The 25,682-nt window shown below is 62.7% G+C and carries 24 protein-coding genes and 1 tRNA gene; 8 read left to right on the top strand and 17 right to left on the bottom strand.

The window, feature by feature from the left end; all coding sequences use genetic code 11:
• The first annotated feature begins 504 nt into the window (after window positions 1-504).
• The gene (locus BJI67_RS16585; protein WP_083250561.1) at window positions 505-1,056 is read left to right on the top strand and encodes a restriction endonuclease; all 552 of its coding nucleotides are present in this window, start codon (window positions 505-507) and stop codon (window positions 1,054-1,056) included.
• 430 nt (window positions 1,057-1,486) lie between these two features.
• On the opposite strand, the gene BJI67_RS02195 is transcribed toward BJI67_RS16585, so the two are convergent.
• The 7 genes from BJI67_RS02195 to BJI67_RS02165 all read right to left on the bottom strand — a co-directional run bounded on the left by BJI67_RS02195 (window position 1,487) and on the right by BJI67_RS02165 (window position 5,168).
• On the bottom strand, window positions 1,487-1,831 hold the full coding sequence (locus tag BJI67_RS02195) for a hypothetical protein (protein ID WP_156781997.1): 345 nt from the start codon (window positions 1,829-1,831) through the stop codon (window positions 1,487-1,489).
• A gap of 276 nt (window positions 1,832-2,107) precedes the next feature.
• Window positions 2,108-2,443, bottom strand: a complete 336-nt coding sequence (locus tag BJI67_RS02190) for a hypothetical protein (RefSeq protein ID WP_231940885.1) — start codon at window positions 2,441-2,443, stop codon at window positions 2,108-2,110.
• Window positions 2,444-2,522: 79 nt separating this feature from the next.
• Complete coding sequence (locus BJI67_RS02185; protein ID WP_156781996.1) at window positions 2,523-2,780, bottom strand: hypothetical protein; 258 nt, start codon at window positions 2,778-2,780, stop codon at window positions 2,523-2,525.
• The gene (locus BJI67_RS02180) at window positions 2,773-2,982 is read right to left on the bottom strand and encodes a hypothetical protein (RefSeq protein WP_156781995.1); all 210 of its coding nucleotides are present in this window, start codon (window positions 2,980-2,982) and stop codon (window positions 2,773-2,775) included. Before BJI67_RS02180 ends, BJI67_RS02185 begins: the two co-directional genes overlap by 8 nt.
• Before the next feature lie 159 nt (window positions 2,983-3,141).
• Entirely contained in the window at window positions 3,142-3,780 is a 639-nt protein-coding gene (locus tag BJI67_RS02175; RefSeq protein WP_156781994.1) for a hypothetical protein, read from the bottom strand.
• Window positions 3,773-4,822 (bottom strand): tyrosine-type recombinase/integrase, encoded by a 1,050-nt coding sequence (locus tag BJI67_RS02170; protein ID WP_070071630.1) that lies wholly within the window; start codon window positions 4,820-4,822, stop codon window positions 3,773-3,775. Before BJI67_RS02170 ends, BJI67_RS02175 begins: the two co-directional genes overlap by 8 nt.
• Before the next feature lie 272 nt (window positions 4,823-5,094).
• Window positions 5,095-5,168, bottom strand: a tRNA-Gly gene (locus BJI67_RS02165).
• Window positions 5,169-5,279: 111 nt separating this feature from the next.
• Between BJI67_RS02165 and thiS the strand changes: the two genes are divergently transcribed.
• The 5 genes from thiS to BJI67_RS02140 all read left to right on the top strand — a co-directional run bounded on the left by thiS (window position 5,280) and on the right by BJI67_RS02140 (window position 8,990).
• Window positions 5,280-5,480 carry a sulfur carrier protein ThiS gene (gene thiS / locus BJI67_RS17715; RefSeq protein ID WP_038089259.1) on the top strand — a complete coding sequence of 67 codons (201 nt, stop codon included), beginning with the start codon at window positions 5,280-5,282 and terminating at the stop codon, window positions 5,478-5,480.
• Window positions 5,481-5,495: 15 nt separating this feature from the next.
• The gene (locus BJI67_RS02155; protein ID WP_070071629.1) at window positions 5,496-6,317 is read left to right on the top strand and encodes a thiazole synthase; all 822 of its coding nucleotides are present in this window, start codon (window positions 5,496-5,498) and stop codon (window positions 6,315-6,317) included.
• Between the two features lie 37 nt (window positions 6,318-6,354).
• Window positions 6,355-7,044: a tRNA (guanosine(46)-N7)-methyltransferase TrmB gene (gene trmB / locus BJI67_RS02150; RefSeq protein ID WP_070071628.1), complete on the top strand. Its 690-nt coding sequence runs from the start codon at window positions 6,355-6,357 to the stop codon at window positions 7,042-7,044.
• 184 nt (window positions 7,045-7,228) lie between these two features.
• Entirely contained in the window at window positions 7,229-7,966 is a 738-nt protein-coding gene (locus tag BJI67_RS02145) for a helix-turn-helix domain-containing protein (protein WP_070071627.1), read from the top strand.
• Window positions 7,967-8,291: 325 nt separating this feature from the next.
• Window positions 8,292-8,990 (top strand): Crp/Fnr family transcriptional regulator, encoded by a 699-nt coding sequence (locus BJI67_RS02140; protein ID WP_070071626.1) that lies wholly within the window; start codon window positions 8,292-8,294, stop codon window positions 8,988-8,990.
• Here BJI67_RS02140 and BJI67_RS02135 read toward each other — a convergent pair.
• The 8 genes from BJI67_RS02135 to BJI67_RS02100 form a co-directional block, all read right to left on the bottom strand.
• Window positions 8,987-11,404, bottom strand: a complete 2,418-nt coding sequence (locus BJI67_RS02135; RefSeq protein WP_083250559.1) for a sucrose synthase — start codon at window positions 11,402-11,404, stop codon at window positions 8,987-8,989. The genes BJI67_RS02140 and BJI67_RS02135 overlap by 4 nt on opposite strands.
• 39 nt (window positions 11,405-11,443) lie before the next feature.
• Window positions 11,444-13,561, bottom strand: a complete 2,118-nt coding sequence (locus tag BJI67_RS02130; protein WP_070071625.1) for an HAD-IIB family hydrolase — start codon at window positions 13,559-13,561, stop codon at window positions 11,444-11,446.
• Window positions 13,562-13,580: 19 nt separating this feature from the next.
• Window positions 13,581-14,459: a PfkB family carbohydrate kinase gene (locus BJI67_RS02125; RefSeq protein WP_070071624.1), complete on the bottom strand. Its 879-nt coding sequence runs from the start codon at window positions 14,457-14,459 to the stop codon at window positions 13,581-13,583.
• A 30-nt stretch (window positions 14,460-14,489) separates the two neighbouring features.
• Window positions 14,490-15,338: an endonuclease/exonuclease/phosphatase family protein gene (locus BJI67_RS02120; protein ID WP_156781993.1), complete on the bottom strand. Its 849-nt coding sequence runs from the start codon at window positions 15,336-15,338 to the stop codon at window positions 14,490-14,492.
• Window positions 15,335-16,024 (bottom strand): thiol:disulfide interchange protein DsbA/DsbL, encoded by a 690-nt coding sequence (locus tag BJI67_RS02115; RefSeq protein ID WP_070071623.1) that lies wholly within the window; start codon window positions 16,022-16,024, stop codon window positions 15,335-15,337. Before BJI67_RS02115 ends, BJI67_RS02120 begins: the two co-directional genes overlap by 4 nt.
• A gap of 34 nt (window positions 16,025-16,058) precedes the next feature.
• Window positions 16,059-17,249 (bottom strand): c-type cytochrome biogenesis protein CcsB, encoded by a 1,191-nt coding sequence (ccsB, locus tag BJI67_RS02110; protein ID WP_070071622.1) that lies wholly within the window; start codon window positions 17,247-17,249, stop codon window positions 16,059-16,061.
• A gap of 42 nt (window positions 17,250-17,291) precedes the next feature.
• Window positions 17,292-19,304, bottom strand: coding sequence for a cytochrome c biogenesis protein ResB (locus tag BJI67_RS02105; RefSeq protein WP_083250558.1), 2,013 nt, complete (start codon window positions 19,302-19,304; stop codon window positions 17,292-17,294).
• A 122-nt stretch (window positions 19,305-19,426) separates the two neighbouring features.
• A complete protein-coding gene (locus BJI67_RS02100; protein ID WP_070073888.1) occupies window positions 19,427-20,050 on the bottom strand; it encodes a c-type cytochrome in 624 nt (207 codons plus the stop codon).
• Window positions 20,051-20,360: 310 nt separating this feature from the next.
• Between BJI67_RS02100 and yihA the strand changes: the two genes are divergently transcribed.
• Window positions 20,361-21,011, top strand: a complete 651-nt coding sequence (gene yihA, locus BJI67_RS02095) for a ribosome biogenesis GTP-binding protein YihA/YsxC (protein ID WP_070071621.1) — start codon at window positions 20,361-20,363, stop codon at window positions 21,009-21,011.
• Here yihA and BJI67_RS02090 read toward each other — a convergent pair.
• Both BJI67_RS02090 and BJI67_RS02085 read right to left on the bottom strand, forming a co-directional pair.
• A complete protein-coding gene (locus BJI67_RS02090; RefSeq protein WP_070071620.1) occupies window positions 20,991-21,890 on the bottom strand; it encodes a phosphotransferase in 900 nt (299 codons plus the stop codon). The genes yihA and BJI67_RS02090 overlap by 21 nt on opposite strands.
• A gap of 2 nt (window positions 21,891-21,892) precedes the next feature.
• Window positions 21,893-22,624 carry an LOG family protein gene (locus BJI67_RS02085; protein WP_070071619.1) on the bottom strand — a complete coding sequence of 244 codons (732 nt, stop codon included), beginning with the start codon at window positions 22,622-22,624 and terminating at the stop codon, window positions 21,893-21,895.
• A gap of 133 nt (window positions 22,625-22,757) precedes the next feature.
• Between BJI67_RS02085 and polA the strand changes: the two genes are divergently transcribed.
• Window positions 22,758-25,457, top strand: a complete 2,700-nt coding sequence (gene polA, locus BJI67_RS02080) for a DNA polymerase I (protein WP_070073887.1) — start codon at window positions 22,758-22,760, stop codon at window positions 25,455-25,457.
• Window positions 25,458-25,682: the final 225 nt, after the last annotated feature.

Here is a 25,682-nt window from a genome sequence, read left to right as displayed (position 1 = left end):
TGGGGATTTGGGGTGGTCGCTTTGGCCACCCGATGAACATGGCCCCCCAGACCGCCGCAGAGGGGGTCGCCTGCCAGCTATCGCGAGAAAGGAAGGTCTAGGCATAGCTGGCGGACATTAGCCGCTGTGGTGGCCATCAAACCCCGTTTACGCGATGATGGATACTGGGTGGCTACCTCCCCTAGCCTGAATTGGCGAACGCCGCTCAGACGGCCTTAAGGGTGGTCATATGCGGCTTAGCGGGCGTTAGCCGGGCTTAGGGGAACTAGCGCAAGCCCCCCCCGACTTGACACCCCCTATTTCGCCTCTAGCGGCCACAGTGCACCAAGGGCCACGAAAGGGAAGAATAGACGGCCTATCGCCCCTAGGCAAGGTCTAGGTGATGAGCGCGAATATGCCCCAAGCCTCCGGTCAACACTACAGTGTCCGGGTGGTATTGCATCTGATGTTTAGATTTCAAGTACCTGCTTAGTATGGAAAAGAACTCGGACTGGAGGCTGGTTTATGAGGCGTCGCAAGCGCAATGAGGAAAGTATCGGCTACCTCATAGTTTTTGGATTTATTGTATGGGCAATTGAATGGATAATTCGTTATTGGGAAATCTTACTATTTTTTATTTCTGTCATCTTCTTGTTCTGGTGCTTGTTCTGGTGGTTGCGCTGGTACTTGCGGGAGCGTAAAAGAGCCAAAATTCACGCCGCTTTGTTGGCTGCTGGATCTGAAAATCCAATGCAACTGACCCCCGAAGACTACGAACAATTCTGCGCGGCATTACTTGCCAACAATGGTTGGAGCGTTAGACTTACCGGCAAAACTGGTGACTTTGGTGCTGACGTTATCGCTGATAAATCTGGGCACAAAGTGGTTGTTCAGTGCAAACAATGGTCTAACAGCGTTGGGGTAAAAGCGGTACAGGAAGCCCATACAGCCATGAGTCATTACCGAGCCGATCAAGCTATTGTGGTAACAACCAGTGGATATACCCGTGCGGCGAAAGACCTTGCAGAAAGCACCGGTGTCCGCCTTTTGAGTCACACAGATTTAGTGGATATGTGACCAAAAACGGCAGTTTCAAGTTTGAAGTGCAACACTGCTGTTTACCTCCTGATTGCTGCGCCATCACTTCGATCAACATTCAGAATCTCATGGATACCAACAGCCTATTATTGAAGGGGCGTTGCCAGAGACGTCGAAGCATCGGCCACCAATGCGGCTTCGGTCTCCCTTTCAATTTTAAGGGGCTATAAGCCCCATGTGGCTATCCCCCCATAGCCTGAAAATGGAGAACGCCGCTCAGATGGACGCTCAGGCGGTCAGATGGCGATTAATGACTCACTCGCGGGCGGATTGCGAACCGATGGGTTCCAACCCCCTGTCGGCGATTTCGGCAACATCCAGTTCTACCGGCCCGACACCCGGTTGCCACACCGAATACGACGCGACGGTTCCGTCCGGGCAAACGGCGGTACAGATAATCTCCACCGGCTCAGGCGTCGCTACCAGGATTGCTTCCAATTCTGCGCGCTCTGGCCCGCTCAAGAAGGGCATCAAATCTCGCAAGTCGCTGTTCGTCTGTGAGTTCGGCATAGTTAACCTCGGCGTCGATTTTGGTCGGTAGTAGCTTAATCAATAGCCGTGCATAGGTTCCGGGGTCCGTCTCCGCCAACTTCAACAGCCATTCCACGCCGCCCAGCCGGTTGAACGATTCCTCCAAGGCTTCCTTCAGGGTCCGGGTAATAAGATTCTGCGTCCCCTTCGGACGGCCCATGCCTGCGCGGGGCGGCTTACGTTTTGCTGTAACCGGCTCTATTTTGCTGGGTTCTCCGTCCAAGGTATCGGTCCCGTTTCTCTGTAATCCTGATTGCACAATTCTAAGAACGTCTGAGCGAAAATAGCAATTCATGAAGACTGCCTGGACGGCCCTTCAACCCCGAAAGAAAGAGCAGGTGCATGGTATATGTATAAAGCTGTACGCATAGGGACTGCCTAGAGGGTGAAAACCTGCCTGACTGATACGCATGCGGTACAGTCACGGCCCGAATAACGGCGCTTGCGCACAGACTGATACGAATAAGGACTAGGTTAGTACGAATACGGACTACCAAAACTAATCTCGCCATGTTCCAAGCGGGGTGCGCGTGGGCTTTATGTCAAGCTTCGATGCGCCGTCCCGGTCCAAGCAATCGTCAATCGGCTGCCACGTCAAGGCGTAAAGCGAGCAGCGGTTGCGCCCTCCTTGGCGCGCCACTGTGATGAATCCAGCGCCGATAAGCTCAGCTTTTGCGCGAGCGAGGGTGCCGGGTGAGCGCCACCCGAACCGGTCGCGCATCAGCGCCCACCCGGCCCCCAGGTCGCCGTTGTTGCCGCCCTTGAATTGAAAAGACAGTTCCAGCAACAACGCTCTCGCCGAAGCCGAAAGGCCACGATACTTCGCCGTTTCCATGACCGCCCGTGGCACACCGGCGAAGCTGGAACGCTCCCGGCCCTTGCCGGTTAAACGCTGTCGGCGGCTGGGCATCCGGCTACGCCTCGCCGTTCAGGAGTTCGGCGATTTTTAACTTGTCACTTTCGCTCGCCCAATAAATTCCGACCTTTGTTTTTTTGCCATCCCGGTCGGTGACCGGAAACATTTTGCATGGAATATCGAGGCCCTTTTTCCGTAATTCGGCAACGAGCGCCGGGCCATTCGCGCAGCCGACGCGTTCATCCAAAACCGACCGACTCACGGCGTTTTTTTGAATCAGTTCCAAAGCTCGGCGCTGGCGAGGATTTTTAATCACGGCGCACCCCCGAAATTACCGCAGCGCCGCCGTTTTTGACCCACGCCAAAAACACGTCTTCATCCACCAGAATTCGTCGCCCGAATCGGACAATTGCCCCGGCTTTCACGGCCTCGTCACCTCGGTAGAAAATCAGCGACCGCATGCCGCCTTGGCAGAACGCCGTGTTGTCCTCGCAGAACTGTGTGATGGTTTTCAGCATTACCGTTTCCTCGAAGCTGCCACATGGCATGGGGAAACTTTGCGCTGACAAAATTCGGCAAAAAAGGGCAGAATGACGCCTGATAAACAGGCTTGTTTTACTTATGAATCAATCGCTTAGCCGCCGACTAAAATAACGCCTGATTTTTATCGGCGCAGGCTATTTTTGTCCGCGCCGCTTTTGGTGGTTTCTCAACGCGACGGTGACATTATATTCGGTGAAGCGCGCTTTTGCCGTGTCTGGTGTAATTCCGTATTTTTCGGCCAGCCTCAAGCATATGGCGTTCATCGATAGTTCTTCCCCGGTCTCGTCCCAATGTTTTTTAATCAGTTCATCGGCTTCCGGTTGCAGGTTTTCGGGTGCCTTCCTCGGACGCCCGCGTTTGCGCCGGATGACAGCGCAAACGTTCGGTTGTTCTGCATCGGGTTCGGTTCCTCTGAATATCTCGTTAATCAACGCCGCAGCGTCGGCCACCAAGCTGCGTTCTAGCCATGCTTTCAGCTCATCCAGCCGGATAACTTCGCGCTCCAGTGTCGCCGTGTCAGGGGTCCGTGTTGGGACAAACATCGGCCAGTCGTAAATGGGTATCTGCCCATCGGTCAGCGCCGCGTATAGCTGCTCGCTCACGGCTTCATAAGCGATTGCTTGCGGCGGTTCCAGCGACTCGCCCCACATCCAATTCAAGAACGCCTCATCGCCCGCGCTTTGCGGCGGTCTCTGGCCCGGTCTCACCCGTCCCCGCGCAAAATAATCAGCCACCAGCGCCACAGCCTCACGGGCAGGAATCACGCTATTCATGGCTGCCCCCCAACATCGAACGGCCTATGCGGTCGGCCAGGGCTGCCGTATGCTGCGGCGTCAGGTGCGCGTACCGCTGAACCATCGATAGCGTTTTATGTCCCAGCAATGCCGCCAGTTCGGGCAGGCTGGCACCGTTCATCGCGGCGGAAGAAGCGAAGTCGTGGCGCATATCGTGCCAATGAAAGTTTTCGATACCGGCCACCCGCAGCGCGGCAATCCACGGTTCCCGCAGGTTGACGGGTTTCGTCGGCTTCCGGTTGCTGGCGAACACAAGGTCCGTGTCGATGCGTCGCACCCGCTCGCGCAGCAATGCCCGCACCGGCTCCACAAGGTGCAAGGTCCGCCGTGCGCCGTTCTTGGTTTCGTGAAGCGTCAACGTTGCCCGCTGTAGGTCAATCTGCGTCCATGTCGCGCCCATGATTTCCGCCTGCCGTCCACCCGTGGTCAGCGCGAGCAACACGGCAAGGTATAAATCGCGGTTGCCGGACACCTTGCACGCGTCCAACAGGCGCACCCGCTCATCGGGGTTCAGATAGCGCACACGGCCTCTTGGGAGCGTGGGCTTGGGTACGCGGTGCATCGGGCTTTGTTCGAGCCACTGCCAGCTTTTGACGGCCTCAGCCAGCACGCTAGCCAGCGATTGCCGGTAATGCACTACGGATTGCGGGCCTATGCCCCGCTCGATGGCCAGTTCGCGCAGCGCGTCATTGATTGCGGCGGGCGTCAGGTCGGCCAGCGTGACGCTCCCAAGTCTGCCGGTCCACCAGTCCAGTTGCTGACTGCGGGTACGGGCTGACTTCATGCCTGCCAGGTTGTCGCGTTTGTAGCGTTCCACGGCTTCGGCTAACGTATGCCGCTTCGCTTCGGCGGTCTGAAAGTATCGCCCTTCGCGGATGGCGGCTTCTGTTTGCGTGGCCCACTGCTTCGCCTTGGTCAGGCTGGTGAAGGATGCGGTTTGTACCGGGTGGCCGCGCAACCGGACCTTGACGCGATAGGTCAGCTTGTCGCTGTTGTCTTTGCGTTTCTCAATGGTCGCCATAGCCCCGCCCCGCATGCTGTGAACTGTCCAGCATTGTGCGATAGACGGGCAAAAACGGCAACATTAGCTAAGCAAGCCGATGATGTAGCAATATAAGCTATTGTTTAATATATAAATCTCAATCGGAAAACCGTGCCATGGGACACTCATGGGACACTTTTCCTCAAATCCACACCCCGCCCGGCTTTCGCGTCTGTTGTCGCTAAGTGTCCCGCCAGTGTCCCACGGAAACAAAAAAGGGCTAGGCGAATCGCCTAACCCCTTGATTTTATTGGAGCGGGTGATGGGAATCGAACCCACGTTAGCAGCTTGGGAAGCTGCAGTTCTACCATTGAACTACACCCGCGCGTCGGCAATTCTACGGGGGTGGCAGGCGGCAGGGCAAGCGGCGTCCGCCGCCCGTGGCAGCAGTGTTGTAGAATGGTCCCCCCACATTACCGCCACCGCTCTCAGCGACATGCAGATCATCCTCAACGGCCAGTCCCGCGAAGTCCCCGAAGGCATCACCGCGCGCGAACTCGTCGCGCTACTCGAACTCGAGGGCCGCCGGCTGGCGTTGGAGGTGAACGAGGAGGTGCTGCCGCGCAGCCGGTTCGACGACTACCGGCTCGGCGCGCAGGACCGCATCGAGATCGTGCACGCCATCGGCGGCGGCTGAACGCAGGAAGTCATCATGGCCACGAATCCCGATATCATCGGAAACGCGACGGCGCAGCGCGACGACGCGCTGCGCGTCGGCTCGCGCACGTTCACCTCGCGTCTGCTGGTCGGCACCGGCAAGTACAAGGACCTGACCGAGACCCGCGACGCGGTCGAGGCCAGTGGCGCAGAGATCATCACCGTCGCCATCCGGCGCACCAACATCGGGCAAACCCCCGGCGAGCCCAACCTGCTCGACGTGATCCCGCTCGACCGCTACACCCTGCTGCCGAACACGGCCGGCTGCTATTCCGCCAAGGAGGCGGTGCGCACCTGCCGGCTGGCGCGCGAGCTGCTCGACGGACACAACCTCGTGAAGCTGGAGGTGCTGGGCGACGAGAAGACGCTGTTCCCGCACGTGCTGGAAACCCTGTCCGCCGCCGAGACGCTGATCGCCGACGGCTTCGAGGTGATGGTGTACACCAACGACGACCCGATCATCGCACGCCGCCTGGAGGAAATGGGCTGCGTGGCGGTGATGCCGCTGGCCGCGCCCATCGGCTCGGGGCTGGGCATCCGCAACCCCTACAACATCCTCGAGATCATCGAGAACGCCCAGGTGCCGATCATCGTCGACGCCGGCGTGGGCACAGCCTCCGACGCGGCAGTGGCCATGGAACTCGGTTGCGACGGCGTGCTGATGAACACGGCCATCGCCGCCGCCAAGCGACCGGTGCTGATGGCGTCGGCGATGCGCAAGGCCATCGAAGCCGGGCGCGAGGCCTTCCTCGCCGGACGCATGCCGCGCAAGCGTTACGCCTCGGCCTCCTCGCCGATCGACGGCACCTTCTTCTGATTCCACCCGGGGCGCCCGCCCCGGGCGAGCGCCCACCGTGAACGAAACGACGACACCCAGCCGCCGCATCCGCAGCTTCGTGCGCCGCGAGGGCCGCCTCACCCGCGGCCAGCAGCGCGCGCTCGATACCCTCGGCCCGCAGTATCTGCTCGATGCGGAAGGCCCGCCCCTCTCGCTACCCGAGCTGTTCAGACGCTCGGTGCCGGTCACGCTGGAAATCGGCTTCGGTGACGGCGAATCGCTGGCCGACCAGGCCGCGCGCCACCCTGAGCGCGACTACGTCGGCATCGAGGTGCATCGCCCCGGCGTCGGCCATCTGCTACAGCTGGTCGAGCGCGACGGCCTGACCAACATGCGCCTGTTCTGCGCCGACGCGGTCGAAGTGCTGGAGCGGCGCATCCGCGACGCCGCGCTCGACACGGTGCAGATCTTCTTCCCCGACCCCTGGCACAAGAAGCGTCACCACAAGCGCCGGCTGGTGCAGTCCGAATTCGTCGCCCGTGTGGCGCGCAAGCTCGCTCCCGGCGGCCGCCTGCACCTGGCGACCGATTGGGCCGAATACGCCGAACACATGCTCCATGTGATGGAGGGCGCGCCGGACTTCGCCAACGCTCATGGCGCCGGCGCCTATGCACCCGACCCCGGCGACCGCCCGCAAACGAAGTTCGAACGCCGCGGCGAGCGGCTCGGGCATGGCGTTTGGGATCTCGTTTTCACAAGGCGTTAAGCCTGGCTGAACTTACCCCCCTTTCGCCACTCAAACCCGACTGGGTGGCTATGAAATCCTCGTGCACCATAGCTTTACAAGCTTCTGTCAACTATAAAACCCGTATTCCGTAACCTAGATCACACCACCTGTAACACCCCATCGGTATCTTAACCGCGTCCAAGTAACGTTGAGGGAACGCACCATGGGTGAAAGCAGCCTTACGAGCGATTGGCTGGCACGTCGGGCTGACTTGGCACCCTGCCCAAACTGTCACTTACGCAGCCTCTGCCTGATCTCAGCCATCGAACCCCAGCATCTCAAAGCCGTCTCCGGCCACATCAAGGTGCTCAAACCATTGCGTCGCGGCGATGTGATCTACCGGGCCGGGGCACCGACGCGCAAACTTTTCATCGTGCATGCAGGCGCTGCGAAAACCTCGCTCAACTGGCATGGTGGCCATGAAATCATCTGCGACTACCATCTCCCTGGTGACACTCTAGGTCTGGATGGTCTACACACCGGGTTACACACCACCACCAGCGTCGCCCTCGAGACCACCCACCTGTGCGAACTCAACCGCGAATCACTCGGCCAGCTCGCCAGTGGCCATCCCGTGCTACGCGAACGCCTTTGCCAGGACATCAGTCGAGCGCTCGCGCGCAGCCAACGCCACCAGCTGGAAATCTCCGCCAAGACCGCCGAACAGCGTCTCGCCTGCTTCCTTCTGGACCTTTCCACCCGCCTGCACGCGCGCGGCTATTCGCCTTCGGCCTTCCGCCTGCCGCTCGGACGCCATGAGATCGCCAAACATCTGGGCATGCGCACGGAAACGCTGAGCCGCCTGCTGGCCGGACTGCGCAAAAAGGGCTTTCTTTCCCTGGAAGGCCGTGAGGTGCGGCTGCTGCAGCAAGACAGGCTACGTGGACTGGCAGGCAACTAGGACCTGTTCACACACGGTTGGGCGGTATTCGATACTGTCGAAAGGGCACCCATACAGGCGCGTGGCACGCGGTTTGATATCCCACATGGGCATCGAGCGACGTGAGCGGCGATCCTTCGACCGAAAGCTATATTACCGGGCCGCCTTCCACATCTTGCGGCACCAAAAGAGGCGCGAAAAGCAACTCCCACAGCAGTTGCCTTATCGCGCAAGTAGCCATGGGCCATCGCACTCACCAAACAGTTACACTCATCAACATGACCCCACCGACACTGCACCGACATGGGACTGTAAGGTCAAAATGAAGCACAGCCCAGCATCAGCCATGACCTCGACCATGCTCGATTCCCCGTTGTTCGCGGGTGTGCCAGAGCAGACGGTGGAACGCATGCTGGCCGCAATGACCCGCATACGTTGGTCAGGGTCATCGCCGGCGATGACCACTGCCGACACCTCGGAACGCTTCTATCTGCTGGAACAAGGGCGCGTGAAGATCAGCCGCGCGTCACGCGACAGCGGACGTGTGCTCAGCCTGGAAATCCTGGCACCCGGCGACGGTTTCGACCTCGTCGCGCTGCTCGACGGGCAACCGCATGACGCGCAGTGTGAGGCTCTGGAGTCTGTGGTGACACTGTCCGCGCCGTTGGGCGTCTGGCACGAATGGCTGGAGACACAGCCGGCCTTGCGCCGGGCGCTGCTGCGGCATGTCGCCGCTCGCCTGCGTGTGCTGGAAGACTTGGCGACCGATCTTGCCCTGGAGGACACGCAGACGCGCCTGGCGCGGCTGCTTCTCACCCATCTCGCCGGCGAACCGGTGCAGCGCCCAGGTCTGCTCCGAGGACTCCCGCAGGAAGAATTGGCGCACCTCATCGGCAGCGTGCGCGTGGTGGTGACTCGCATTCTGCAGAGTTTCCGTCGCGAGGGCCTGATCCGCCACGACGCCGGGCAGTGGATCGTCGAGGACATCCGCCGGCTGGCCGAGCGCGCCGGCATCCTACCCCACGATCATCACCCGACGGACTAGTCCGCGCGCGCGCCGCCGACTGCCGCGGCCATCGGACGCCACTGCAGGCCGTAGAACATTTCGAGATAGCGTCGCGTCTCGGCACGCTCGAAATTGGTGACGAACTTCCAGAAGCCGTAGATGCGCGACAGCGTCATCATGCGTTCCGCGTACAGCGCCCAGGTGTAACGCTTGGCGACGCGCTCCAGCGCTCCCTGCGCCAGACGATCCCAGTACTTCGGTTCGGCGGCGCAGCGCTCGAAGAAGTCGGCCATGCGGGCCGCAGCCTCGTCTCCATGGTTCGGATCGATATGGAATCCCGAGGCGCCGTCGACGATGATCTCCAACGGGCCGCCGTAGCGCGTGGCGAAGGTGGGCAGCCCCGAGCTCATGGCCTCGATCACGGTCAGCCCGAAGGCCTCGAACAGTGCCGGCTGCACGAAGGCACCGCGGTGGTCGGCGACGAAGCGGTAAAGTTCGCCGGAGAGCATCTTGTCCAAGCGCACACCCAGCCAGCGGGCCTGCCCGTCCAGACCGTAACGATCGAACAGCTCGTGCATGCGTGCGATCTGCGCCTGTTCTTCACGGTCGTCGGAGGCGGCGGCGTCGACGTGACCTGCGATCACCAGCAGGTTGGCCTGGCCGCGCAGGCGCTCGTCCGCACCGTACCATTCCACCAGACCGGTGATGTTCTTGATGTGGTCCAATCGCGCCATGGTGAACAGCAGCGGCTTGTCCGGTTCGGCGAACTGCCCGCGGACCTCAACCTCGGGATTGCCGAAGACGAGTTCGTGCAGTTCGTCGTGCAGGCCGGTGAGCCGGCGTTCCTGCTCGGTGTAGGGAAAGTACACCTCGGCGTCGGCCCCCGGCGAGACGATGTTGAACTTGGGATCGAACACGTCGATCCCGCGCACCACGCGGTACAGCGACGGCAAGGTGAAGGATTCGTAGCTTTCATACTGGCCGATGCTGTCGTCGGTACCGGCGATCTCTTGGTAGGTGCTGGTGACGATGAAATCGGCCGCGTTCATCGCGATCAGGTCCGCCGTGTACTGCGTGGCGAAATGGTACTCGGCATCGTTCTCGCGCCAATACAGGTCCGAAAAGAGGTATTTGGTCTTTTCCAGGGCGTGGGCGATGTTGCACTGGGTCACGCCCATGCGGTCGGCCAGCAGGGTTGCGACCAGGTTGCCGTCGGAATAGTTGCCGACGATGAGGTCGGGCCGACCGTCCAGCTCCGTGACCACGGCTTGCTGCACCTCGCCCGCGAAGCGTTCCAGGTAGGGCCACACCTCGAAGCGCGAGATCCAGTGCGGCACGACGTCGCCCTCGGGGTTGCGGAAGGGTACGCGCAGGATGCGTGAGGAGCGCGTGCCCGAGATGGCTTCCAGGGGCTCGTTGCAGGTGGTACCGTCGGCCTCGGGGATGAGCCGGGTGACCACGACGATGTTCGGCTCGATATCGAGGCCCTGGGCCTCCAGGCGCGCACGCATCTCATGTTCCAGGGCGCGTACCTGATCGAGGATGTAGACCACCTGCCCGCCGGTGTCCGGCCGACCGAGCACGTTGGCCTGGCCGAAATAACCGTGCGGCGAGAGGATGATCAGGTTGAAGATCATCGGTACGCGCGCCAGAAAGCGTTCTAGCACGGCTGGGTCGGGCGCTTCCAGGATATCGGAGAGCAGACGCACGGTTTCCAGCACCCGCGCCGCATCGCGCCCCCAGCCCGGCTCGAATCCCAGACGCTTGAGTTCCGGGGCCAGATCGGCCCAGGGCGTGTCCGGGGCGAGCTGTCCGAGCTGGCGCTCCGCGCGGCGCAGTGCCGAACGCAGGGCGGCGACGTCGCGCAGATGCTCGCCCAGCATGAGCTGCTGGCCGCGGTAGGCGTGCACGCGCAGGAAGTCCAGCAGGCTCTGCGCTCGCCGTCCGGATTCCTGAAACAACTGGCTGGACAGGCGTCGATTGAGAAACTCCACCCCGCGGCCGATGGAGCGCGACTCCGCCATGCGTGGGAATTCGCGATTGAAGGGGGTGATGTCGAATTCGAGCTGCCAGGGCAGTTCTGGCTGGCCCAGCACCATGCGTTCCTGGTAGGCAAGAAACTCCGACACGTCGAGCTCCTCAATGTGCAGGGATTCGGCGTTGATGCGCAGGTAGTAGCGAAAACCCACCCGCGGACGTACGGAAAAGCTCAGCCAGGGCGCGTCGGTCACCGCCTCCTCCGCATCGGCGATGAAGCGGGTCAGGGTGCCATCGCGGGGCAACTCTCCGTGTTTCTCGAGAAAACGCTGGTAGTGATCCCACAGGTCGCTGCGCAACCAGTGTCGTCGTGTATCGGCCAACAGTTCGCGCAGCAGCAGATAGAGGGTTTCTCGGTGCACCTCGGCATATTCCTGCAGTTCGCCGATGGCGCCGTCCGTCACGTCTTCCGACATAGGATCTCCTCGATTTTGGCGGCAGGTCGCCAGCACTGTTCAGTCGTAGCGCGGCTGCCTGATCCTGCCCAGGAACTGGTAGTGCTCGATGCCTTCAAGCACGCCGGCCGCATGCGTCGCCTGCGCAAAGTAAATTCGTTTGAGTCCCTTGAGGCGTTCCAGTTCGGCGCTGTGGTTGCCGACCACCACGCCCAGGCTGTGACCGATCAGCATTTCTTCGTCGTTGCCGGAATCGCCGGCCACTAGCACATGGTCGATGCTCAGACCCCAGCGGTCTGCGACGAAGCGCACCGCTAGGCCCTTGGAAGCACGGATCGGCAGGATGTCGATGTAGGCCTGGTGCGAATAGATCACGTTGACGTGCACGCCCCGCCGACGCAGCGCACGGCGGATGGCCGGCACCCCCGGCATGCGCACGGGATCCGCATAATAGCTGACCTTGTGGCGACGCTGCTCACTGGCCGGTTGCAGGCGCATGCCCGGCAGTCCACGCAAGGTCTCGATGATCGCATCGCGATCCCAGCGGAAATCGATGTGTTGACTCCATTCGTGGTCGGCCTGTGTGCCCGTGCCGTAATGCACCTCGCTGCCCACGGCGGTGATCAGCACGTCGGGTACCGGCGCGCCCCATTCCTTGAGCACGCGTACTGCGCTGTCCAGACGCCGCCCGGTGGCGATGCCGAAGGCCAGACTGTCACCTGCTTCGGCAACCACCTGCGACAGCCGGACCAGACTCTCGCGATCGCCGATCAGGGTATTGTCGATGTCGCAGATCAGCATGCGATCGACCGTGGGCAGACGGCTGCGCTGCACCCGTCGGCGCTGGCGCTGCCGCGAGATCCGTGCCAGTTCACGCAGGTAGTGCTCTGCATGTCCCTTCCAGGTGTAGTGCTGGCGCACGCCCTGCAGGCCGCGCTGTGACCACAGGCGCCAGCGCCTGCGGTCGGACAAGGCATCCGACAGGCTGCGGCCCAGCGCCTCGGCGTCATGCGGGTCGATGAGCAGGCCGTTGCGGCAGTGACGCAGGATCTCCTGCGGCCCGCCATCATCGGTGGCGACCACCGGCAGGCCGCTGGCCGCCGCCTCGATCAAGGTCAGGCCGAAAGGCTCGGTCCAGGCCGGGTTGACGAACAGTCCGCCGCTGGCCGCCGCGCTGCGGTAGATGCACGGCACGTGATCGGGCGCATGCTGTTTGGGATAGGCCACGTGGCCGTAAAGATCGTAGTCGTCGATCAGTTCGAGCAGTTCGCGCCAGACCTGTGCCGCCCCCTTGTCCAGCTCGCCGATACGCTCACGCACGCCAGCGACGATGACCAGATTGGCCTGTTCGCGCAGACGCGGATGAGCGCCATAGGCCTTCACCAGCGTGGCGAGGTTCTTGCGTTCGTCGGCACGCGCCAGCGCGAGTATCCAGGGCCGGCGCGGATGCCGCAGGAAGCGCGCGATGTCGCAGCCGCAATCGTCCACACGATCACCCTTGCCTGCGGGGCGGAAACGCGCAATGTCGACTCCAGGCGGGATCACCGCGACACGGCGATGCTTATGATTGTCATACAGGGCGTATTGCCCCTCGGCTTCCTGACGGGTGCTCGCCACCACCAGCGAGGCCAAATCGAGCGCATGTTCCTCCGCCTCGATGCGGCGGCTGATGTGATAGCGGCGCTCGATCTGCGCCTCCTGCTGTCCTTGTCCCATCAACAGGCGGCGTTTCTCACGTCCCAGCGAATGTCCGGTGAAGATAAAGGGGACACCGAGCAAGGCGGCCAGGCGGGCGCCCGCCTGGCCGGCATCGGCATAATGCGCGTGGATCACGTCAGGCAGCCGGCCGACCTTGCGAACGTATTGCAGTGCGAGATCGACGAAGCAGTCGAGATAGGGCCACAAGCGCTCCTTGCGCAGGTAGCGACGGGGACCGAAGGGAACACGCACGATACGTGCACGGCCATCCGCGCCCAGCAACTCCTCCTCGCTGCGGTAGCTGTCGTCCACGCGCGGGTCGTCGATTCGCCGCGTCAGCAAATCGACGCGCTCCACCGCATCCAGGCCCGCCAGCGCACGCGCCAGCTCGATCACATATTGGATCTGCCCGCCGGTATCGGCATCCCTGCCTAATTCGATGTCGCTGCCCCGCACTAGGCCGTGCAGGCTGATATGCATCAGATACCAGCCGCGTTGCTCAGCCGTGCGTTTCGGCTCCCCTCCATTCACGTACGATCTCCTCGTAGATGGTCCGGTCGTCACTCAGCGCACCGCGCCAAGTGCACACACGCGCAGCAAAGGTCACCGCTCGGCCGAGCAAGAGTGGCCATGACCAACCCTCGATCAGCCCCAGCACGACCACCGCACTGAAGGCATCGCCGGCCCCCACGGTATCGACCAAGCCGCCTACCACCGGTGGCGTGACATGCTGCAGGTGACCATGACCATCATACACATCCGCGCCCTCGGCACCCCGAGTCAGGATGACCTGTCCGGCCCTGCGCTCGCGTGCCAGGTGGCTTCCTTCGCCGTCCTCGACCAGGCGCATAGCCTCCTCATCGTTGAGCTTGAGCCAGGCGGCATCGAGCAGCAGCGGCCACAGTGAATCGGCCGACCACCATGGCGCCCGCAGGTTGACGTCGACGAACACGCGTCCAGCAAAGGCGGCGCGCAACCCGAGCAGGGTGGCGCGGGTTACTTCGCTACGCGCGGCCAAACTGCCGTGATAGAAGAGGCTGTCTGCACAGTCACCCAAGGCTGTGGGCGGTGCGACGTAGTCATAGGCCTGCGCGGGAAGAATGTCGTAGCTCGGCTGACCGCCAACGACGCTTACCGCGACTCGGCCTGTCGGGTGATCTGCATCGCGCCCGACCCAGCGGCAGTCCATCCCCCAGTCGGCCATGCGTGCCAACACCTCGGCGCCCAGCGCATCCTCGCCAACCCGGCTGACAAAACGCGGTGCGAGGCCGAAACCCTGTAGATGCCAGGCCACGTTGAACGGCGCACCGCCGAGCGTGCAGTCGGCACCGAAACAATCGAACAGTACCTCGCCGATGATGACGGGAAAACGATCCATCGCACCCTCCTCAATTCGCGGCGGTGTAGCTCAGTGCTCCACAATCCTTGGCAGCACGTCTGCTTGCTCATGGTATAGATTGAGCCCGGCAGGCAGAATCAGCTCCAGTCCCACGGGTAGATGATCGGAATAGTTGACGGGGAACGCCTGCGATCTACGCACCTCTAACGTCGGACTGGTCAGGATATGATCGAAGGACTGTGCGGGGCGCCAGCTCGGGTAGGTCGCGACCCCGTGATCGGCCACGCGCAGATCCGTGGTCTGGGTGAGCGCGAGCAGTTCGTGCGCCTCGGGCGGACAGTTGAGATCGCCCATCACCACCACATGCCGGTATTGGCTAGCCAGGCGGGCGACATACTCAAACTGCATCCGACGGGTGCGCCGCCCCAGCGCCAGATGCACCAGGATTACGACCAGGGGTTCCTGCTGCGAACCGAAATGCACCTCCAGCGCGCCGCGACCGGGTATCGGCCCAGGCAGCCGGTGCGCCACCACACGATGTGCGCTGAAGCGTCCCATCAGTCCCAGAGCATGCCGCGCGAAGTGTCCGAGGCGACGGTTGGTTTGGCTGTACCAGTGCGGGAAGGGCGCGGTGTGGGCGAGATACTCGGCCTGGTCGACGAAGCCGGTACGCAAACTGCCGGCATCGATTTCCTGAAGACCGACCAGATCGAAATCCGAGATGAAATGCGCGATCCCGCGCAGCGTGGCCATGCGCTCGGGATAGGGCAGCACGTGCTTCCAACTGTGCGTGAGATAGTGGCGGTAACGCGAGGTGGTGATGCCAACCTGTATGTTGTAGCTGAGCAGTCGGATCAGCTGACGGCTGGGGTGTGGGCTGGCGAGTACGCTATTCATCGTGCCAGTGTCGAACATCATTCGGCCCGGCTCAAGTCGGTATGCTGCTGTGCATGACCTGCATGCACGTTTTCATCGTGTACGTGGTGGACCAGATAGTCGACCACGCGCAGCATGCGTGGGTAGCTACCGACACGGTTTGGATCCACCCGATATCGTCCGTTAACCACCAGGGTCGGTACACCGGTAATTCCGTATTCATGCGTAAGCTGTATCGCTCTGCGCACCCGGGTCGACACCGCCAGCGATTCGAAAGCTTCCTTGAAGCGCTTCTCAGGCACACCCTGCCGAGCAAACAGGGCCTCCACGCCTTTAAGATCCTCCATTTTCCTGCCATCGGCCTGAATGGCCTTGAACAGGATGGGCGTCATACGCGCTTCGACACCCAGCAACTGTGCGGTGTAGTAGACCCGTGCCATGAAGTACCAGTTGGGCGCGAGCACCGCGGGCACGCGCACGAACTCCACGTCCGCCGGCATGTCGTGGCGCCGCCAGTGTTCCAGCGTTGGCTCCAGATGGGCGCAGTGCGGGCACTGATACCAAAAGAACTCGGCCACCTGCACCTTGCCCTTTGAAACGTTGAGCGGCAATGTCGGCCGCGGACTGATCAGTTGGTACTCAATACCTTCGTCAAAGGTTTTCTGCTGACCGCCGGCCATCGCGGCCAGCGGCAGCAGGAACAGGAAGGCTGCGAACAGACGTCGCACGTAGTCTCCTTATCGGACGCTGCAAACGGTCCGATCAGAGCTTGCCGTAGGAATGCAGACCCGACAGCCAGATGTTGACGCCCAGGAAACAGAAGGTAACGACGCCAAGACCAATCAGCGACCACAGCGCCATCGGCTTACCGCGCCAGCCCTTGGTGAAGCGCATGTGCAGCCAGGCTGCGTAGTTGAGCCACACGATCAGCGCCCAGGTCTCCTTCGGATCCCAGGACCAGTAGCCGCCCCAGGCCTCCGCCGCCCACAGCGCGCCGAGGATGGTCGCCAAGGTAAAGAAAGCAAATCCTACAGCGTTATAGCTGTACATCACCTCGTCCATCAGATCCAGGCTGGGCAGGCGGCGTGCAATACGGCCCTGGGGATTGACACGTTCGGCGCGCAGTCGCACCAGATAGGCCGCGCCCACCATCGCGGAGAAGGAGAACGCGCCGTAGCCGATGAAATTGGCCGGGACGTGAATCTTCATCCAGAAGCTCTGCAACGCGGGGATCAGAGGCTCGATCTTGTCCGCATGCCAGACCACCGTGTAGTAGATCAGGAAACCGACGGCCGCACTGACAATCAGCATAGCAAGCGCCCCAAGCGCTCTATTTTTATATTTGGTTTCGAAGTAGAGGTACATCAACGTGGTCAGTGAACAGAACAGCACGAACACATCGAACAGATCACTGACCGGAATGTGTCCGAAACTGGGGCGGATCAGGTACGACTCGCGCCAGCGGATCATCAGCGCCGAGAAGCCCATGGTGACGCCGCTCCAGGCTAGCCAGCTGCCGGCGCGCAGCGCAAGTTCGGAAAAGCGATCGCTCTTCGCGACCAAGCCCAGCAGATAGGCCACGGTCGAGGCCACCAGAATGCCGTCCATCCAGGCAATGGCCGACGGACTGGACAGCACGTAATGCAGAATCGGGTTGGTCGTCGCCGCATTGTAGTCCGAGCCGTAGAGCCAGATGCCGAACAGGCTGATGGCGGCCACCACCAGGCTGAACACCTGCATCTGCCGCCAGCGCCAACCGACTCCGATCAGCCCGACGGCGGCCATGGTCAGGATTATCTCCTGCCACATCCACATTTCCTGGATGAAATGGAAGTAGACGAACAGGGCGCCGGCGAGCACCGTGGCCGCCCACGCCCAGTCGGTGGGCTTCAACTGGCGCAGCAACGAGGGCTTTTCCAGGCCCTCCATTAGATCATGTGGTACGGACGACATCGCGGTGATTCCTCCTCTGATAGGCTGTGCCACCTAGCCCGGTCATGGCCGAAGCTTACTGAACAGCGCGTCTTTTAACTGGCCGAAATGGCGATCGAATTCCATCATATTACGGTTGCTGGTACCCGCAAAGAGCACACGGGTGCCACCGTCTCCCCGGGGCTCGGTACGTAACCAGATCCTACGGTGCGACACGAAAAACATCAGAAAAATTCCCGACAACAGCATAAGCGCGCCAATCCACACCACCTTGGCACCCGGATAACGCGTGATTTGAAGACCGGCAGCCTGAATTTGCTTGAAGTTGGTCAACTGCAAGTAGACGGGCGCACCATAGAGCGGCAGCACACTGAGCGACGGGACCGCAGCCTGGAAAAAGTTCCAGTCCTGCTGCGTCGGAGAGTTCACGCCGTCCTGCGCCAGAACGTCTCGGTACACGCCCTCAAGTCCGGCGTTGAGTACCTTGAGAAAGGCATCGGCAGCCTCCTTCTGGCGGTCTGCGGGCACGCGCTCGCGCACACTTTGCACCACCGCAGTATACCCCCCCTGAGCGAACAATTGCAGGATCTGACGGATCGAGGACTTGATCTTGCTCAGGGTCGCAGCATCGCCGTTCTTACCCATTGCCGCGAGTGTATTCTCAGCCATGCTACCCGAGACCTTGTCGAGCATAGTCTTGGAATGCATAGCCTCGGCAAACTGCATGAAACGATGCACACCACCGTTGGGTCCGGCTGGGATGTGCAGGTAGCGGTATGGCTTGTTCGGCTCTGAACGTACACCACTCAGAAAATAGCTGATGCCATCGACACGACGAGGCACAAGATAGTTCACGTATTCATTGGCTTCGCCCTGTGAGTTGCGCAGCTTAAAGGTCACACTTGGGCCTAGATCGACTGGTTTGGAAATCCCATTCTCACCTGGCTTCTGTTCGATGTTGTACATGCGGAAGTTATCGATTTCGAGCTGCCGCTTGCCATCCTGCGTGTCCAGTGCGTACTTGCCGAATACCGTACCCTTGAAATCGAGCGGCTTGCTCACACCCGCCAGCGACCAAATCTTGAATTGCAGCTTGGAACCGCCGTCACCGAAGCTGGCCTGAAAGATCTTGTCTCCGTCGAAATCCAGCGGGTGGTTAACCCGGATCGTGTCATGCACGGTCTTGCCGGTACGCGGGTCATGCACGACCACCTCGCTCTGGAAATCCTTAGGCTGTCCGGTGATGTAATGCTTGACGGTAAATTTCTTGACGGTGACCGTGAACGGTAACTGTTGCACGACATAACCATCCTTGAGCTGCAGGAACAGCACATTGGCTGACTGGCCCTCAGGAATACTGACGTTACCACGGTAGGACGGATTCCAGGTGCCGATCCGGCTGCTTGCAGGGACCTGGGACACCGGAACGTCGTGCGTCTCCACCTTGAGCTTGCCGAGCGCCACCGCCATCTTCAGGAACATGTTGCTGTCGAGCATCCCGCCGATCAGGATCACCACGATGCCGATGTGCGTGAGCAGGTAACCGAAGCGGTTGTATCGGCCGCGCATCGCTGCCAGCACGCGGTGATCGCCGTGGTCCTCCTCGCGCACCCGATAGCCATGGTTCTGCAGGAGACGCTTTGCGCGTGCCTCGACTCCGGCAATCTCCACCGCGGTCTCCCGTTCCTCGTGGTGGCGCATCAGGCGCAACGACTTGGCCTGCACATTGACACGGTACTGGCGCATCTCGCGCAGCATGCGCGGGCCATTGCGGTAGACGCAGACGCTGGTCGAGATGACCAGGAAGGTCATGATCAGGACAAACCAGGTCGCCGAGTAGACGTCGTACAGCCCCAGATCGCGGAACACCTTGAACCAATAGGGACCAAACTCAAGCAGATAGTCGCTGTAGGGCTTGTCCTGGTTGAGTACGGTGCCGATGATCGCCGCGATCGCCACGATCACCAGCAGCGTGACCGCCAGATTCATCGAGCCGAGAAATTCCAACAGGATGCGGGACGTACTCGGACGCTCGCGCGAAGGATTCGGCGGCGTCATGGTGGCGGCTTGACTCATGATTGATTTCGCGGATGCTTGGATAAAAAGTTTACAGCCTGGACTAAATTAGTGTCCAACGCCAGCCGAAAGTTCCGCCGCGACAGCATGCCGCAGCATCAGGGGAACGAGACTGCGCGACTCTACAGGCTTTGCAGATATTGCGCGACCGCCTGCATGTCCTGGGCATTCATGCCGGCAGCGACATGCGCCATCATCTTGCCCGCATCATTGCCGCGCACGCCTTTTTTGAACGCCTCCAATTGCGCCGCGAGGTATTTGGCGTGCTGTCCTGCCAGCCGTGGGAAATGTCCCAACTGTCCGACCCCGCCTGCCGCATGGCAGCGAACGCAGGCAGTGACGCCGGCCAGCCCGTCGTTGTAAATCCGCGCACCCAGCGCGAGCGTCTTGGGGTCCGCCGCGGGCGTAACCGACGGTGCCGCCGCGGGCAGGCTGGCATAGTAGGCTGCGATATCGCGCACGTTCTGCGGTGTCAGCGTCGCCACCATCGCATTCATGATCACGTTCTTGCGCGCGCCACTCTTGAAGTCGTCCAGCTGTTTGTTCAGATAGACCTCGCTCTGCCCGGCCAGATTGGGGAAATCCGGGGAAACCCCGACGCCCGCCGCACCGTGGCAGGCGGCACAGGTCGCGGTCAGCGCCTTGCCAGCGGCAGCGCTGCCAACCGGCGGCGCCGGTTCGGCGGCATTGACTGCGCCCACGGCACACAATGCCGCGAATCCAAACAAGTAACTCAATCCCTTCATGGTCTTCCCCCACATCGTTATATTGTGCGGGACCACTAGTGCTGTCCCGTTGAATTCTTCGGCGCAAAGCGCCTTCATTGGGCCCGGGCCACGCACAGCGAGAGTGGGATGTTGAGGATCGAATCGCTACCCGTGACGCCATAACAGGCGGCACCTGTGGTCGACGCTATCCTTTTATAACCATCGCCCCTGTCGATTCAGCCCCTTGCCCTATGCTGACCCGCCCAGGCCACCGTATTGTTATTGTTGTCTGTAGTCGTAATGATCCAGCGCTTATACCATAGCCCCCAATTAGGCCAAAAGACACTCCATGCACAAGCGCTACCAGAACGCCCGTTTCGTCACCAGCGCCGCCTCGGTTGCCAGCCTCCCGCCCGAGACCGGAGCCGAGGTGGCCTTCGCCGGGCGCTCCAACGCCGGCAAGTCGAGCGCCCTGAACCGCATCTGTCATCAGAAGGCGCTGGCGCGGACCAGCAAGACGCCGGGGCGTACGCAGCAGATCAATTTCTTCGACGTCGGCGAGGGACGCCATCTCGTCGATCTCCCTGGCTACGGCTACGCCCGCGTGGAGAAATCCCGTCAACGTCAGTGGGGGGCGTTCCTGCAGCACTATCTGCTGGAGCGAGGAGCGTTGCGCGGCCTGATCCTGCTGATGGACATCCGCCATCCGCTCACGCCGCTGGACGAGCAGCTGCTGAATCTATGCCGCGAAGCCGGGGTGCCGGTACACGTGCTGCTGACCAAGTCAGACAAGCTCAAGCGCGGCCAGGCGACGACCGCCCGCCGCGAGGTGAAGAAACGCCTGGAGGCCGAAGGCCTGCACGCCGAGGTGCAGCTGTTTTCCGCCCTCAACGGCGAAGGACTCGAAGCCGTGCAGGCACGGCTGGACGACTGGCTGGGCTTCGGGCCACCCGCTGGCGCGGACGCCGCGGCGGAAACCTCAGGGCCAGAGGCGGGCTAGCTCCCGCTCGCCCTCGCGGCAGGCGAGCAGCAGGGTCTTCGCCGACCGCGCCTCGTCCGCCGCCCCGGCCTCCAGCGCATCCAGCCAGCGGCGCAACGCCTCGCCGCGCAGCGCCACCGGCCAGGCGCCACGTTCGATGGGCTTGAGCCGGCGCAGCGCGTGGTAGGCCCCGAGCAGGGCCAGTACGCGAGACGGGTCCAGGGCGCCTCCGGAGCTTGTGCAGCCCGCGACCGCCACCGCTGCAAGATCGCGCAGCAGCACATCCTCGCCCGCCCGTTCCAGGCCGAGCAGCCCGCCGAGCCGCTCTCCCTCGAACAGCGCCGCGCGCATCGGTCCGCCGTGTACCAGCCCGCGCGGCAGGTCGTTCAGGCGATACAGCCCCTGGAAGCGCAGCTCGTCCTGCACCAGCCCGGCATCTTCCGTGGGCAGCGCCGGCGGCAGCGCCTGTGCCTGTTCGCGCACGCCCGGACGGGGCGCTGCATCCGCGTCCGCGGGCAGCCGATGCAGGCCCGCCAGCGCCTCGCCCACGGCAGCGCAGTGCACGGCAGCACATTCCGGCAAGGACTCGCCCGGCGGTGGCAACAGGAGCATGGCGGGGAAAGCGCCCAGACGTCCGACGAGATGACCGGTCCGGTCGGCCAGCGGACTTGCGGCGGGAACCCCGGCCTCGCGCAACCGCCCGAGCCGGGCGGCACCCTGCTCGGCCGCCGCGGCCGCATCCTGCACGAACAGGCTCAGCAGCCGGGGACCGCTTTCAGTCGCGAGCCGCCACGTGTCGACCAAGCCCGTCGGCACGGGCTGAGCAACCGCTACCACGCCGGGATAGGCGGTGAGAAACGCACGCAGCTCATCGGCGTCCGGCAGCGAGGAAAGCGCCATGCCTACAGATCGAGCAGGCGCTCGCGTTCCTCGGGCGAGGGTTCGATGTCGCGCTGCTCGTAATGATCGAAAATCGCGTTCACCACGTCCGCGGGATTATCGACCACGGTCATGAGATCGATGTCCTCCGCACTGATGGTGCCCTCCTTGACCAGCACCTCGCGGAACCACTTGAGCAGCCCCTCCCAGAACGGGCTGTGTACCAGCACGATGGGAATGCGTCGGGTCTTGCCGGTCTGCACCAGGGTGAGGATCTCGGCCAGTTCGTCCAACGTGCCGAAGCCACCGGGCAGCACCACGTAGGCCGAGGCGTATTTGACGAACATGACCTTGCGCGAGAAGAAATGACGGAAGGTCAGCGACAGGTCCTGGTAATCGTTGCTGCTCTGCTCGTGCGGCAGCTGGATATTGAGACCCACGGACAGGGATTTGCCCTGAAACGCCCCCTTGTTGGCGGCTTCCATGATGCCCGGGCCACCGCCGCTGACCACCGCGAAACCGGACTCGGACAGACGCAGGGCAATGTCCTCGGCCAGGCGGTACAGCGGGCTCCCGGGCGGCGTGCGCGCAGAACCGAAAATACTGACCGAGGGGCGGATGCGCGCCAGGCGCTCGAAACCCTCCACGAACTCGGCCATGATCTGGAAGATCTTCCAGCTCTCGCGAGTGAGCTCCGAGTCGTTCATCGGCCACAGCTCAAGGTGCTGCGTATGCGCGCGATCCTGCTTATCCATCGATTTACCGCCCGAATGTCGCGGGAAGGGCGGCCGTTTTAACACAAAACTGGCCACCCGCATAAGCCGGGCGCTGCACAAGCATGGCGGGGGCGGTTAACCTATGGCGCTTATCGCAGCCCGGGCGCAGTCCATGAAACCATCACCACTCGTCCTCGTCGACGGCTCCTCCTATCTCTACCGCGCCTTCCATGCGCTGCCGGAGCTGACCAGTCCTTCCGGGGCACCCACCGGCGCGGTCTACGGCGTCGCCAACATGCTGCGCCGGCTGCTCAAGGACTACCAGCCCAGTCACCTCGCGGTGGTGTTCGACGCCAAGGGCAGGACCTTCCGCGACGACCTCTACCCCGAATACAAGGCACACCGCCCGCCGATGCCGGAGGACCTTGCCGCGCAAATCGAACCGCTGCACTCGCTGCTGCGCGCCATGGGCCTGCCGATCCTGGTCGAGGAGGGCGTGGAGGCCGACGACGTGATCGGCGCGCTCGCGCGGCAGGCCGCCCGGCGCGGCGAACAGGTGGTGATCTCCTCCGGCGACAAGGACCTCGCCCAGCTGGTCGACGACCGCATCACCCTGATCAACACCATGAGCGGGAGCGTGCTCGACCGCACCGGCGTGATCGAGAAGTTCGGCGTGCCGCCGGAGCGCATCATCGACTACCTCGCACTCATCGGCGACAGCGTGGACAACGTCCCGGGTGTCGAGAAATGCGGCCCCAAGACCGCGGTGAAGTGGCTCACCGCCTACGACGACCTCGACGGCGTCATGGCCCACGCCGACGAAATCGGCGGCAAGGTCGGCGAGAACCTGCGCCGCGCGCTCGACGACCTGCCGCGTTCGCGCGAACTGGTCACTCTGCGCACCGAACTCGACCTCGACTACCGCCCCGAGGCGCTGGCGCTGCAGGCCGGCGATACGCAGGCGCTGCGCACTCAGCTGGCGGACCTCGGTTTCACCACCTGGCTGCGCGAGCTGGAACCGGCCACGGACGAACCCGCCCCCGCCGACCCGACCGCGGCGAGCGGCGCCGACTACGAGGCCGTGCTCGATGAGGCCGCGCTGACGCGCTGGCTCGAACGGCTCGAGGCCGCCGAGCTGTTCGCCTTCGACACCGAGACTACCAGTCTCGACTACATGCAGGCGCGCGTGGTCGGGCTGTCGTTCGCGGTCGAGCCCGGCGAGGCGGCCTACGTCCCGCTCGCGCACGACTATCCCGGCGTCCCCGACCAGCTCGACCGCGAAGCGGTGCTCGCCCGTCTTAAACCTCTGCTGGAGGACCCCTCGCGCGCCAAGGTCGGACACCATCTCAAGTACGACCGCAACGTGCTGCTGCACCACGGCATCGCGCTCGACGGCATCCGCCACGACACCATGCTCGAGTCCTACGTACTCGACTCGACCGCGACCCGGCACGATCTCGACACCCTATGCGAAGCGCACCTCGGGCACCGCAACATCGCCTACGAGGACGTCGCCGGCAAGGGCGCCAAACAGATCCCGTTCAGCGCCGTCGCGATCGACGACGCCACCCCGTACGCCGCCGAGGATGCCGACATGACGCTCTCGCTGCACCGGGTGTTCTGGCCGCGGCTGAGTCAGACGGAGGGCCAGCGACGGGTCTACGAGGAGATCGAGATGCCGCTGGTACCCGTGCTCTCGCGCATGGAATGGCATGGCGTGCGGGTGGACGCGAACCGGCTGCGCGCGCAGAGCGCCGAACTGGCCGCCGAGATGAGCCGCCTGGAGCGTCAGGCGCGCGAGATCGCCGGCAGCGCCTTCAACCTCGGCTCGCCGAAGCAGATCCAGGAGATCCTGTACGATCAGCTCAAGCTGCCGGTGATCCGCAAGACGCCCAAGGGGCAGCCCTCGACCGCCGAGGACGTGCTCGAGGAGCTGGCGACGCAGCACGAGCTGCCGCGCGTGATCCTGGAACACCGCACTCTGTCCAAGCTCAAGTCGACCTACACGGACCGCCTGCCCGAGCGGGTCGACCCAGACACCGGGCGGGTGCACACCTCCTACCATCAAGCCGTTGCCTCCACCGGCCGGCTGTCGTCCTCCGACCCCAACCTGCAGAACATCCCGGTGCGCACCGAGGCCGGCCGGCGCATTCGCCAGGCCTTCGTGGCCTCGCCGGGCCACATCCTGCTGGCCGCGGACTACTCGCAGATCGAGCTGCGCATCATGGCGCACCTGTCCGGCGACGAGGGCCTGCGCCGCGCCTTCGCGGCGGGCCAGGACATCCACCGCGCCACCGCCGCCGAGGTCTTCGGCGTGGCACCCGAGGCGGTGGAAGCGGATCAGCGTCGCGCCGCCAAGGCGATCAACTTCGGCCTGATCTACGGCATGTCGGCCTTCGGGCTTGCCAAGCAGCTCGGTATCGGCCGCAACGAGGCCCAGGCCTACGTCGACCGCTACTTCGAGCGCTATCCCGGCGTACGGGAATACATGGAATCGACGCGCAGGCAGGCAGCCGACCTCGGCTACGTGGAAACCCTGTTCGGTCGCCGTCTGTACCTGCCGGAAATCAACTCGCGCAACGGCCAGCGACGCGCCCAGGCCGAGCGCGTCGCCATCAACGCCCCGATGCAGGGCACCGCCGCGGACATCATCAAGCACGCCATGATCGCCGTCGACGGCTGGATCCAGCGCGAGGCACCCGCAGTGAAGCTGATCATGCAGGTGCACGACGAACTCGTGCTGGAAGTCCCGGAGGCACAGGCCGACACCGCCCGCGAGGCACTGCGCACACATATGGAGAGTGCCGCCGAACTGGACGTAGCCCTGGTGGTGGACATCGGCAGCGGCCTCGACTGGGACGCCGCTCACTGACAGAAATCACATAAGAGTTTCCGATCAAAATTTCGCGAACTCCCACGACTCCAGGGGATCAAAGTCAGTAAGCGCTTAGCCCGGCGCTCCCGCCGTCTCCCTAGGCGGGCTCGACTTGTCCCCCCTTCAAGTCGATGAACAGTTGCCCCGGCCATGCCGGGGTTTTCTTTTTTATGCCATTGCCAATCCCGATCATCTCCCCGGGAACCTTTCCACTCGATCCCC

The sequence above is a fragment of the Acidihalobacter aeolianus genome (genome assembly GCF_001753165.1).
Lineage (GTDB): Bacteria > Pseudomonadota > Gammaproteobacteria > DSM-5130 > Acidihalobacteraceae > Acidihalobacter > Acidihalobacter aeolianus.
Note: the sequence above shows the minus strand (reverse complement) of the source record. Positions and strands in the feature narration are given on the sequence as shown.